Below are 13,680 nucleotides of genomic sequence, written 5' to 3'. Positions count from 1 at the left end.
GAGATTAAGTATCCTAGAATATACATTTACAATTACTTGCGAAAGATGTTAACAATATCAAAGCATGTCAATTTAAAAAAGATCACGCTTAAGCATCAATTATAGTGCAATATCATGACAGTACTCATTGGCCACAGATAATTGATGGACTATTGACAACACTGACGTATACCAAAACAAAAAATTGACAGTACTAACGATAATGCTTATGATAATAAAATGATAGCGAGTCAAAGTCAATATGTTAACCGATATATAATTGACGGACAAGTTCAGTTATTATACACTGGTTGCTTAAATACTAAAGTCATTAAAAATTAACACCGGAGGACAAAGACAATAACAATAGAAAATCGAAGAAATCAAAGGACAGGAACAACAAACAAAATATAAAACAAAATAGAAAAAGAAAAAGTCAAGTAAAGACTAACAGAGCAGAAAATACCTTTTAAAGCAACTCCGTTGCAGATGATAGATATCTAAGGTACAGTGCGTGCTGATATTACTTAGGATGTTTTAATTTTTAATAAAATATATGTTAGGGATAACTAAAGTTTATGATACTTCTTATAGGAATATGAAGATTTGTACAACATGAAGATATCTGTCTATTACAGATATCTTCATGTTGTACAATAAATCAATAAGTAGCATGACAGTAGTTTGTAACCAATAAAAATCTGTAAGTAATAGTTGTACAAAAGTAAATAAATTTCGGTGTAGAATGGAAACCTAGTCGTTAATATTAAATTAAATATTAAAGGAAAAGTAACAAAACAACCTGAATTAACGAAGTTGTAATTTCCATACTGTAAGTAACTTTTTTATTTTGTGGTTAATTTCAACAGTTACAATTTTGATTTAAAAAAAACAATTATTACCTGCAAATTTAGGAGAATTACACACAGCAAATTAAAACACAGTAATTAACCAAAAACTGGAACATACAGTTCCTCTGAAATTATATATAATTGTGTATCTATATGTTTAGCGTTTTGATGTTCAGTGTTTTTTGTTACTATAACATTTCACAGTACTATACGATAAATTGAGCATGTGACGACTGTTTTGGTCATGAAGAACATCAAAAATATTTAGAAAAACGAAAGAGAGTATTTAAAGATATCAAACAATTATATCGCAAGTGTTTTTTTCGTTAATTTTTTTAAGGTGTGCTACTTTCTGTGCCATTTTATATTATTGTTTTATCACACGTTTGTTTATTCTTTACCCATGTCAATTTAGGCTTGTAGCTCAGATTGGTTAGAGCACACCCCTGATAAGGGTGAGGTCGGTGGTTCAAGTCCACTCAAGCCTAATGTTAATGTACAATATTATATTTTACATTTTTTGCATGCATAATTTATAAACGATAGCTGCTTAATTAACGACAAGCTAGTAATCACAGCTAATGCCATCAGTACATTTTAGTGAGTACAGAATAGTAGGGAGTCTTGCAGAAAAAAAATACCATGCTAACATTCAAAAAATATGTAAATGGTCAATAATGAATTATATGACAAATTGTGTATATTATAACATTTCAGAATCACAGTCTGTCACGCACAATAACCAAAATCTATATTAAAATCAAAATAGCCGTTGGATTTTTGTTTTGCCTATAAATTGTTTTGTCTCCCAAGTAGATCTATTTTAGGTTAATTAAAATATTGAAGATTATTTTCGAAATTTTCAACAAGAATCATTAAGGGATATTCAGATATGCCAATTCGGGTATTAGATAAATTACCTGCAGTAGATTTTTTACGTAAAGAAAATATTTTTTTAATGACTACTGAATCATCTAAAAATATGACGACAGTCAATTCATTAAAAGTACTTATTCTTAACCTTATGCCAAAAAAAATTGAAACAGAGAATCAATTGTTACGTTTATTATCCTGTTCTCCTTTACAGATTGATGTACAATTATTACGTGTAGATCAACATACTCCTAAGAATACTCCTGTTGGTCATTTGAATAATTTCTATTGTAATTTTATAGATATTAAGAACGAAAAATATGATGGTTTAGTTATTACTGGAGCACCATTAGGATTAATAAAATTCTGTGATGTGTTTTTTTGGACAAAAATAAAAGAAATTATACAATGGGCTATACAACACGTAACTTCAACTTTATTTATTTGTTGGGCAGCGCAAGCTGCATTAAATATATTATATGATATTCCCCAGATGATTCGTAAAAATAAATTGATGGGTATTTATAAACATGATACATTAGATTCGTTTGCATTTTTGACAAGAGGATTTGATGATACATTTTTAGCACCTCATTCACGTTATACTGATTTTCCTACAAGAATAATACGTACTAATACTGATTTAGAAGTTTTAGCAGCATCCGAAGAAATAGGAGCTTATTTATTTGCTAGTTATGACAAACGAATTGTTTGCGTTACAGGACATCCGGAATATGACAGTATAACTTTGGCTAATGAATATTTTCGAGATCTTCGTATTGGTTTAAATCCAGTGTTACCCGTAAATTATTTTCCACAAAATAATTCTAATTTGATACCTACATCTACTTGGCGTAGTCATGGGTGTTTATTATTTACTAATTGGATCCACTATTATGTCAATCAAGTGTAACAGATATTTTTGTATGTAATAAAAAACAGTAATAAAAGTTTTCTTATTTTGACAGGTTTTATCGATAAGTTGCTTCGTAACAATTAAGAGTGTTATTATTCAATACCGTTAATTTTTGTAAGATATGTGGTGTGAGGTATAAAATATTTTTAATCTTAGTTTCACAATAGATTTTGTAAATTTGTTGTGCCATTTAAATATCTTGAATAAGAAAACTTGATTTTAATTTTTGTATTTTGTGTATTTATAGATGATTTCGTTTTTTTCATTAGATGGCATATATGCATTTTACATATGTGTTTATATTCTGGTGTATATACATTAGTTTAAATGATAAATGTTCAAAGATTGGAGTGTTGCATTTTTCTTAATTCAATAATTTTTACTGTATATATTTGACAAACTGTAAATGTTTTATAACGTACAACAAATTATAACAAAAACGATGATTTCTATTAGAACAAGGTGTTATTAATTAGACAAAAATATTAGTCTTGAGTTGTACTTTGCTTGAAACAAAAATTGCAAAATATTTTAAGTTATGATAAACGTAATAATTATTGGTTTATTGATCACAGATAGCAAAAGATCATTCAATCTTTTCTAAATGATTATTAATAATCAAGTGTGATTAGACTATTTTAATAAAAAGAAATGTTGTTACTGATGGAACCATTAATGTGGTATTATTTTCTATGTTTTTGGCAAAAGAATATGGTTTTCAAAGTGCTATTAGATTAATATTGAATAGTGAAAAAAATTATCAGATACCGCGCACCAAGTTGTATTGCATTTTTGCATTGCATTGTATAATAGAAGCAATCTTTTTTTGTAGTACATAATGTTAATACAATACTTACATAAATGTAATATTTGATAAGATGAAGAAGTTTTATTCTTAATTCATAATTGAAATTATGACAAGAATATAATAATAAGAAAATCATTAATATGGTTAATGTTGGCATGTGATGATTTTAATTGTTGATTATCGTATAGTTATGGAAGCCCGATAGGTTTATAAAAATTATTTTTAAAATATATTTATTGTTGATATTGGTGATGTGTATTTTATAAAATAGATAAGAAAATGAATTTAAGAAATGTAATATTTTAATTACTTTAAAAAGTTTTTCTATTGAACAGTATAAAGGGTAATGTTTATAATGTTCGTAAATGATTTTCGCAATTAATTTGATGACAAAATAAAGAACATATTACTAGACGTTTTTATATTTTATTTCAATAGTGTATGTAGTAAAAAGATTAGAAATTTTTTGGAAAAATATGTTGCTATGTTACGGTAAAATGAGTTGAAGAATGTTTTCATTATAGTTATTTCATTGATTTTAAGTTTAAATACAATTTGCCGGTACTTTTAGTTTTTAATAATTGGGTATATGAGGAAATGTTTTTTTTGAAATATACACTGAAATTGTTTTGGTGTGTAATCAGTATATATAAAGTTTTCTGTCATATTTTTGCAGTAAATTAATATGGCATCTGATGAACAAAAAAATGCAGATAGTAATGAAAATTTTATTTTATATTGAAATAGTACTGATAATAATATAAGAGAACTAGGTATTAATGATCAATATGCTTTTTATTAATTTGTACATCAAGGGATAACATTTATTTCGCATAATTTTATTTTTTAGTAATCAGTCGTAATTTGATATCAAGTGAAATCATCATATAGAATTGTTTGCTAATTTTTATTGCTTAAACTGAGTTGTTACTCTTTAATAATTTAAAGAAATAGGTAGTATATATTAACGATGACTGTACTACTAGTATTTACAGAACTTAAAGAGCAAAAGATCTATTGATTGTAATTTTATTACAACTAATTATTCTATATGAATTTGGAAACGTTACTTGCATTACATGAACATAAAATTTGTACCTAAAGTGTAATTTTGTTGTATTTATTTTTGATCAATGGTATGTTAAATGAGAAAAAAATGTGTTAATAACATTTTGTCTAAATTAAAAGTGAACGCAAGAATTACTTATCATGGTGGCTTTATCACAATGTATTAATTAATTGTTATAAAGTTTGGTGACATTAATTTAAGCTGTTTTTTATATTAGGTTCATTAATTATTATGGGTTTAGTTTTATCTAGAACATTTAGATATTGTAAAAATTTTTATTTATTAAAAAATTAAGCGGATATTCCATTACTAAGTGAAGACGTATAAGCACAATTAAATATATTATCGAATTTTTAAAGTTGTTTATGTGAAAGTATTACTGTACTTAACATGTATATAACACTGTATGGTCAACGTCGTTTTTAAACAGTTAAGTAGCAGATCTTAATATAATCAGTGTGTAAAATAGCTTATTCTGAATTAAGTGAAAATTATGATTTGTATCATTTATGATTTTTATTATATTCGATGATTGTTTTTATTTTATCTTAAGTTTCGAGTGAATTGAATGTAAAAAGTTGATGCATAGAGTTACCAATTGTTTTGTTTCGATATAATTTCCAGTATTTTTCTGAAAAGTAAAGTTTGTTGGTTTTTTCAGTTTCTATATATACCCAGGAGTTATGAATTAAATGATTATATTGTACTAGTAATTCAATTGTTGTATGTATTAGATCTTTTCGAAATGGTGGGTCTAAAAATACAATATTGTAAATTTCATTAGATTTTTTCAACCATTTGTGTAAATCGACATTAATTACTTTTATATCATTATTATTAGGATCAAATATATCTATAATTTTATTTAAATTAACACTGCTTTTATAATTTTTTTCTATAAAAGTAACTTTAGATGCTTGACGTGATAAAGCTTCTATACCTAAAGATCCGCTACCAGCAAAACCGTCTAAACAATGTGAACCTGAAATTACTGGAATTAACCAATTGAATAACATTTCTTTGGCTTTATTGGTGGTAGGTCGTAAACAAGAGTGATACATTGTAGGTAATTTTCGTCTCCGCCATTTACCTCCGATAATACGGAGGTTTTGAAAATTTTTTATTTTTTTTTTATGTTTTTTATACATATCTTTTACACAAAATATAACTTTTTTTTTGTTTTTTATTATTTGAAGAGTATCATGTATAATTTGACCCTTGAAATATCTACCATAAGTACGATTGTTTATCTTGTAAAGCGATACGTGTTGCGTTGTTAACTCAGATTCTCTTGTATTTATATTTAATGTATATTGTTCTGTATAATGTCAATGATTAATTAGTATAAAAGAAACAACGCTAAAAGTTTTGTCTTTTTTTATTATGAAATAAATGTATTTATGTAGATTAGGATTGCCGTGATTAATAGGTTTATACGATTGGATTAGATGTATTTTGTTATTATATACAAATTGGTGAGTAATGTGTTTTTATTTTGCTTGATTTATATTAATTATTGCAACGAGTTTTTATTCGTTGATTATTAAGTTTAAGGATGTATATGACATGAAAAATTTTCATTTTTATAACTTTTTTTATTATTATGAAAATCAAACAATACGATTAAAATGTGAAAGTTTATTGAATAGATTAAGAAATAGTTTGATAAAAACTCGTCATAAGTTAAATAACGAAATTGTTAAATTGTTTAAAAATAAAAAAAATGATGTATATTTATTAAAATATATAGAAGAGCAATTAATTATGGCAGACGTAGGAGTTGACACTACACGTAAGATTATTGCTACTTTACAGAATTATACTATAGATTTTAAAGAAAATAACGCAAAGTTTTTATATGAAAAATTACGTCAAGAAATGACATCAATTTTATTTAAAGTCAATAAACCTTTAGTTTTAAAAAATAAATCACCATTTGTTATTTTAGTTGTAGGTGTAAATGGGGTCGGCAAAACTACTACAATCGGTAAATTATCTTATAGATATAAACTAGAAGGAAAAAAAGTTATGTTGTCAGCAGGTGATACCTTTCGTGCTGCTGCAATAGAACAATTACAAATGTGGGGGTTATATAATCAAGTTACAGTAATTGCACAACAAGCAGGTGCTGATACTTCTGCTGTTATTTTTGATTCCATTCAAGCAGCAAAATCACGTCAAATTGATGTTTTAATTATAGATACCGCGGGCAGATTACAAAATAAATCCTATTTAATAAAAGAGTTGAAAAAAAATATTAAAACTATGAAGAAAATAGATCCTGAAGCTCCACATGAAATTATATTAATTATTGATGCTAGTATTGGTCAGAATTCTATATATCAAGTTACTGAATTTCATAAATTTATTGGAATTACTGGAATTATTATCACTAAATTGGATGGTACTGCTAAAGGTGGAGTAATTTTTAGTATTGCTAATAAATTTAAAATACCTATTCGTTATATAGGTATAGGAGAGGGTATAGAGGATTTGCAGGAGTTTAATGTTCAACATTTTGTTGAAGCTCTTTTTTCTAAAGATAATTTTTAGCGTTTTTAATTATTATCAAAAAATACCAAAATGTTCATGGTGTTGTATTATTACTATATGCATAGTACTTATCACAATAGGGTAAGTATTCTGCTATAATGAGTACACGTTACTTTGTTGTGATTTTTGTTTTACTAATTTTATTTAACATTTAGTAGTAAATACTGAATTAGTATTAAGGTGTTTTATATAATTAGTGTAAAATTTGATTACGTTTTGAGTTATTTAATAAAAAGAACAATCAAGTAATTTTTTTGCTTAATATATGTTTACAGCAACCGTAATTATGAGTGTAATTATACCCATGCTTTAGAGGTAAATTTAAATACTAATTATATTAATGTATTATATTTTTTGATTGTGTAATTATTTGCTATTTTATATTGATTTATGTCAATGTTTTTGTTATCCTTCAAACGAAGTGTTAAGTTATCATGTCAAGATTTTATTTTATTTGACAAATGTAAGTTATTTTATTAGTTAGATAATTTTGTAGATCAGATTTCTTTAATATTTCATTTCATTTTTTTAAAAAAGACATTTGTTAAATTATGATTTTGTTGTCTATATGTATCACTTTATATAAGGGCAGACATGGTTAAAGATATGCAAAGTTTATCTTTAGTTTCTCAGGGGAATTTAGAAGCTTATATTAGAACTGTAAATACTTACTCTATGTTAACAGCAGAAGAAGAACGAGAATTAGCTAAACGATTGCATTATCATGGTGATTTATTGGCTGCTAAGCAACTTATTTTATCTCATTTACGATTTGTCGTAAATGTTGCTCGAAATTATTCTGGATATGGATTACCTCAAGCTGATTTGGTTCAAGAAGGTAATATCGGTTTGATGAAGGCAGTGCGTCGTTTTAATCCAGAGTTAGATGTTCGTCTAGTTTCATTTGCAGTGCATTGGATAAAAGCTGAAATACACGAATATGTTTTAAAGAATTGGCGTATTGTTAAGGTAGCTACTACAAAAGCGCAACGTAAATTATTTTTTAATTTACGAAAAACAAAACAACGATTTGGATGGTTTAATCAAAGAGAAGTAGAAATGGTTGCAAAAGAACTTCAAGTGAGTAGCAGAGATGTGCGTGAGATGGAATCTCGGATGACTGCTCAAGATATGGCTTTTGAACAGTCAGTAGATGATGAATATCGAGAGGGCACATTTATGCCACCTGTTTTATATTTGCAGGATAAAGTAAATAGTGATCTTTCTGGCGAAGATGATTGGTGGGGTGGTTATGTTTCTGATAAGCTGCATTGTGCTTTAGAAAGTTTAGATGAACGTAGTAAATGTATCATTTGTTCTCGTTGGTTAGACGTGGATAATAAGAGCACATTGCAAGAATTAGCTAATAAATTTAGTATTTCAGCTGAAAGAGTACGTCAATTAGAAAAAAATGCACTAAAAAAAATGCGTTTTATTATTGAAACTAGTTAATATTGTATATGAGTAAATAACTCTTTTTGATTTATTTTTTAAAATTTATTTTAATTGTTATTGGAAATAACAATTATTTTAAATTTAATTTCTGTTGTGTGGATTGTAGGATGATTATATGTTAATGCAAAAAATTGTTTGGAATGATTTTTTGTGAGATGATTTTGTGATGGTAATATTAATAATGTATATAAGCTTATCTCAAAAAAATCTCTTGTTTTGTAATTTAAAAACAAGTTTAATTAACTTTTGTTTTTATGTACAAAATTACGAATAATGATAATAATTAATTATTATGTAATTATATACATATTTAGACTTTTTACTTTTTTTTGGAGCAACAAATAATGGCAATTTTAAGTCATATACTTGGGTTTCCACGTATAGGTCTTCATCGTGAATTAAAAAAGGCATTGGAGAGTTATTGGACAGGAAAATTAAATGAACAAAAATTATTTGCTGTTGGTCGTCAATTGAGAGAACGTCATTGGCAACAACAACAAGATACTGGTATAGATTTATTATCAGTCGGTGATTTTGCTTGGTACGATCATGTTTTAACTACTAGTCTAATGGTAAATAATATTCCAGTTAGACATCGTTTGTGTCAAGAAGACGATAATATTGATTTCAATATGTTATTTCGTATTGCTCGAGGTTGTAATCAAGATGGAAAATCAATACCTGCATCAGATATGACTAAATGGTTTAATACTAACTATCATTATATCGTTCCAGAATTAACTTACAATCAACAATTTAAATTAAAATGGATACAATTATTAGATGAAGTAGATGAAGCTTTAGCACTAGGCTATAAGATTAAACCGATATTACTTGGGCCACTTACTTATTTATGGTTAGGTAAAGTGCAAGGTAAAAAGTTTAATAAGTTATCATTATTAAAATCTTTATTATCTGTGTATAGAGAGATACTAAAAAAATTGGCTGATAAAGGTATAACTTGGGTCCAAATTGATGAACCTATACTTGTATTAGAATTATCGAATGAATGGCAAGAAGCGTTTTATAATGCATATTTTGAATTAAAAGATCAGGTACAAATATTACTAACTACTTATTTTGATACAATTGATCATCAAATTAATGTTATTCGAGAGTTGCCAGTACAGGGCGTACATGTTGATTGCACCATAAAAGGTAGTAATTTAGATTTAGTTAATAAAAAAATACCGTCATGTTGGCTTTTATCTGCAGGAATTATTAATGGTCGTAATATTTGGCGTTCAGATTTATATAGTTGTTTTAAAAAATTATCTGTATTAGTAAAAGACCGCATCATTTGGCTAGGATCATCTTGTTCTTTATTACATAGTCCAGTAGATTTATGTACAGAAAATAATTTGGATGAGAAGATAAAAAATTGTTTTTCTTTTTCGGTACAAAAATGTATGGAATTAGCTATGTTGTGTACTGCTTTAAATAAAATTGATAATATTGAATTTCAAGATATTCTTAAGCATTATTCATCATTAAATGATTTGCAGTTGAATTCTCATTTTGTACATGATAAATGTTTGGCAAAACGTTTAGAAAAAATGATTGCTGTGGAATTTTGTTCTCAAAGGAGTTCTTATAAAATTCGTAGTAAAATTCAGCAGAAATATTTAAAATTACCTATTTTACCTACTACAACTATTGGTTCGTTACCTCAAACAGAAGGTATTAGAAAAATACGTTTAGATTTTAAATCCGGGAATATGGATATTATTCAGTATGAATCTAATATTAAACAATATATTAAAGAAGCTGTTATTGAACAAGAAAATTTAGATTTGGATGTGTTAGTACATGGTGAAATAGAGCGTAATGATATGGTAGAGTATTTTGCTGAACGTTTAAGTGGTTTTGTTTTCACTCAGAATGGATGGGTTCAAAGTTATGGATCACGATGTGTGAAACCACCTATAATCATTGGAGACATAAGTCGTAAAAATAACGAGTGTATGATTGTTAAATGGATAAGTTATGCTCAATCAATCACTAATAAACCTGTTAAAGGTATATTAACAGGTCCAATTACTATTTTACATTGGTCTTTTGTTCGCGAAGATGTTAGTCGTAAAAATATAGCTTTACAAATATCTTTAGCTATACGAGACGAAGTAAGTGATTTGGAAAACTGCGGTATTAGTATTATTCAAATTGATGAACCGGCTTTACGTGAAGGTTTACCATTGAAGAAGTCATGTTGGTCAGAATATTTAAGTTGGGCTACAAAGGTTTTTAGAATTTGTATTTCTGGAGTGAAAGATGAAACTCAAATTCATACTCATATGTGTTATTCTAAATTTAATGATATTATAGATGCTATTGTTGCATTAGATGTAGATGTTATTACTATTGAATCTTCTCGTTCTAATATGGAATTGCTAGAAGTGTTTAAAAAATCTGATTATTTTAATGAAATTGGTCCAGGTATATATGATATTCATTCACCACATGTGCCAAGTGAAGAATGTTTTATTCATCGGCTTCATAAGATGTTAAATTATATTTCAATAGAACGTTTGTGGGTTAATCCTGATTGTGGATTAAAAACCAGGTCATGGCTAGAAGTACGGGAATCATTACGGAATATGGTTTTAGCTGCAAAAAAAATTCGTGGATCCTTTATAAAAAAATATTAATATCTTACAAAGTAAGATTGTATTAATTTGATTTTACAATCACCAAAATATATGTTGACGTGTTTTATTTGAATCGTTATTTTAGTATATATGTAAATTTTTATTTTCAGTTTAAATGCAGTAAATGATACATTATAGATTTTGTTTTGATATTTTGAAATGTTTGACGTTATTATGTATGATATGAGTAAGTTCTGTAATATATGTTAATAAGATAAAAATTTTATTTCACTTAATGGTAATTAACATTAAATGGGGTTTGTTGTGTTTTTGTTTATTTTATATAGTGAATTAAATTAACATCCATTAGCTATAAATAATCATTATTATTAACTGCACGGTATATTATATCAATTATATTATGTAATAACATAGATTACAATTAAAGTATCTATTAATAACTGTGTATATCAATATTTATGTTATTCAGATATACCATAGTCGTTAGTTAAAGATTTTCTGTATTTTTGTCGTGTAACATTATTATTTATATTGTTATATGCATAAAGGTTACAGTATTTTTTTTGTATTGTTGTGGGGTTACAATATAATTTAAAATTATAAAGATAAGTTGTTGTATTTTGAGTAATATGGTTATTATTTTGTTATATTGTTTAAATGAATAAATGTAAGTTAGGTACGTTATTATTTATGTAATATTATAATAAAATATATCAATCAAAATAAAATGTAATATTTGTCAATTATTAAAAAAATTTATTGAGATAAAAATTTAAAATTATGGCAATTAAAGTATTGTTGATAATTATTAATGAGATTTTTAATTAAAATAATTTATTTTTGTGCATTTATTATAAGTAATATTTTTCATGTTTGTTGATATGTTTTGGTTAATTTAAATTAAAGTTTTATATTCTGTATTTTATTTGTTTTTAATTACTTTGTTATGTTATTTACACAAGATGTCTGTCATATTTTGTATTGTTGTTATATATATTTAAGTTATTATAAGTTTATCTATTATGTTCAGGTATTATGGTACTCCAGGAGGATTATGTGAACTATTTGGAAAACTGGATTTTTGTTTTTTTTATATTTATTTTAATATTTTTTAGTATATTAACAAGTTGGATAAGTGTTAATTTTATAAAAAAAAAAGATTTTATAACAAAGGAAAATAAATATATTAATCATGAACAAATTTTAAAAATGACAATACGAAATTTTAAACGTGAAATTAATTTATATCGTCAAATGGAAAAAGAGTTTAAACATAAAGAAAAAATATTTTCTGAGTTGCAAAGTAAATTAGTTCTTGTTGAAGAACAAGTATTATTTTTAACGCCTTTTCGTCAAAAATGTGATGATCTTCACCATGAGTTAAAAATTCAGCGTGATATAAATAATTGTCAAGCAATTGAACTTAAAGCGGCAGCTATACGTTTGGAAGATATAAAATTAGCATCGGAAGAAAAACAAAAATTGTTAGTCGCTACTGAACAAAAGTTTGTTGTACAGTTTGAAAATTTGGCAAACCGTATTTTTGAATGTAGTAGTTATAAAATTGATAAGCAAAATACATTGAGTATTAGTAAATTATTAATTCCTTTGCGTGAGCAAATTGATAATTTTTATCGACAAATACATGAAAATTTTTCCCAAGAAGAACGTACTATATGTACATTGTCTCATGAAATACATAATTTACAAAATGTAAGTATGACAATGGTACAAGAAACAGTTAACTTAACTCAAGCTTTAAAAGGTAATAATAAAATCCAAGGAGGCTGGGGGGAATTGGTTTTAAGTAGAGTGTTAGAATCTTCTGGGATGAGAGAAGGGTATGAATTTCATACTCAAGTGCATCTTCAACAGGAAGATGGTCATAAATTGCAACCTGATGTTATAGTTCATTTACCTCAGAATAAAGATATTATTATTGATTCAAAAATGTCATTATTAGCTTATGAACGATATTTTAACAGCAGTGATGAACTAGAACGTCAGGCAGCTTTTACTGACCATATTAGTTCTTTACGTTCTCATATTAAATTATTAAGCAAGAAAAATTATCAACAAGCAGCCAATATACGAACACTTGATTATATATTGCTTTTTATACCCATTGAACCTGCTTTTATAATTGCAATAAATGAACATCCAGAATTAATTAATGAAGCAATATCTCGTAATATTATGTTAGTTAGTCCTAGCACATTATTAGTAGCATTACGAACGATTAATAATTTGTGGCGTTATGAATATCAAAATCGTAATGTTCAAAAAATAGCAAAAAGGGCGGCACGTTTATATGATAAAATACGTTTATTTGTTGATGATTTTAATAAATTAGGTCAAACTTTGGATAAAGTGCAAATACATTATCAGTTAGCAAAGAAAAAATTATTTGAAGGTAATGCTAATATTGTTAGTCAAGCGGAAGATTTTCGTATTCTTGGTGTAGAAGTAAAACATTCTATTTTTACTAAAAAAGAAGATATGGTTAAATTAGATACTTTAGATAACGTAGATATAGTTACTAAACCAAATTAACAAAACAAGAAACA

7 protein-coding genes and 1 tRNA gene are annotated in these 13,680 nt (G+C 26.3%); 7 read left to right on the top strand and 1 reads right to left on the bottom strand.

Annotated features, from left to right (window positions below):
• The first annotated feature begins 1,243 nt into the window (after positions 1–1,243).
• The 3 genes from BOBLI757_RS03185 to BOBLI757_RS03355 all read left to right on the top strand — a co-directional run bounded on the left by BOBLI757_RS03185 (position 1,244) and on the right by BOBLI757_RS03355 (position 3,458).
• Positions 1,244–1,318: transfer RNA gene (locus BOBLI757_RS03185), tRNA-Ile, on the top strand.
• 404 nt (positions 1,319–1,722) lie between these two features.
• Positions 1,723–2,616: a homoserine O-succinyltransferase gene (locus tag BOBLI757_RS03180; protein WP_046305341.1), complete on the top strand. Its 894-nt coding sequence runs from the start codon at positions 1,723–1,725 to the stop codon at positions 2,614–2,616.
• A gap of 680 nt (positions 2,617–3,296) precedes the next feature.
• Entirely contained in the window at positions 3,297–3,458 is a 162-nt protein-coding gene (locus BOBLI757_RS03355) for a hypothetical protein (protein ID WP_203224898.1), read from the top strand.
• Positions 3,459–5,044: 1,586 nt separating this feature from the next.
• Here the strand turns inward: BOBLI757_RS03355 and rsmD are convergent.
• Positions 5,045–5,644, bottom strand: a complete 600-nt coding sequence (rsmD, locus tag BOBLI757_RS03175; RefSeq protein ID WP_046305339.1) for a 16S rRNA (guanine(966)-N(2))-methyltransferase RsmD — start codon at positions 5,642–5,644, stop codon at positions 5,045–5,047.
• Between the two features lie 418 nt (positions 5,645–6,062).
• Here rsmD and ftsY point away from each other — a divergent pair, with 418 nt between their 5' ends.
• The 4 genes from ftsY to rmuC all read left to right on the top strand — a co-directional run bounded on the left by ftsY (position 6,063) and on the right by rmuC (position 13,666).
• Positions 6,063–7,049 carry a signal recognition particle-docking protein FtsY gene (ftsY, locus tag BOBLI757_RS03170; RefSeq protein ID WP_052712354.1) on the top strand — a complete coding sequence of 329 codons (987 nt, stop codon included), beginning with the start codon at positions 6,063–6,065 and terminating at the stop codon, positions 7,047–7,049.
• 594 nt (positions 7,050–7,643) lie between these two features.
• Entirely contained in the window at positions 7,644–8,501 is an 858-nt protein-coding gene (rpoH, locus tag BOBLI757_RS03165) for an RNA polymerase sigma factor RpoH (protein WP_046305338.1), read from the top strand.
• A 347-nt stretch (positions 8,502–8,848) separates the two neighbouring features.
• The gene (gene metE / locus BOBLI757_RS03160) at positions 8,849–11,152 is read left to right on the top strand and encodes a 5-methyltetrahydropteroyltriglutamate--homocysteine S-methyltransferase (RefSeq protein WP_046305336.1); all 2,304 of its coding nucleotides are present in this window, start codon (positions 8,849–8,851) and stop codon (positions 11,150–11,152) included.
• Positions 11,153–12,322: 1,170 nt separating this feature from the next.
• The gene (rmuC, locus tag BOBLI757_RS03155; protein WP_144406200.1) at positions 12,323–13,666 is read left to right on the top strand and encodes a DNA recombination protein RmuC; all 1,344 of its coding nucleotides are present in this window, start codon (positions 12,323–12,325) and stop codon (positions 13,664–13,666) included.
• Positions 13,667–13,680: the final 14 nt, after the last annotated feature.

The organism is Blochmannia endosymbiont of Camponotus (Colobopsis) obliquus, assembly GCF_000973545.1.
Classification (GTDB): Bacteria; Pseudomonadota; Gammaproteobacteria; order Enterobacterales; family Enterobacteriaceae; genus Blochmanniella.
Note: the sequence above shows the minus strand (reverse complement) of the source record. Positions and strands in the feature narration are given on the sequence as shown.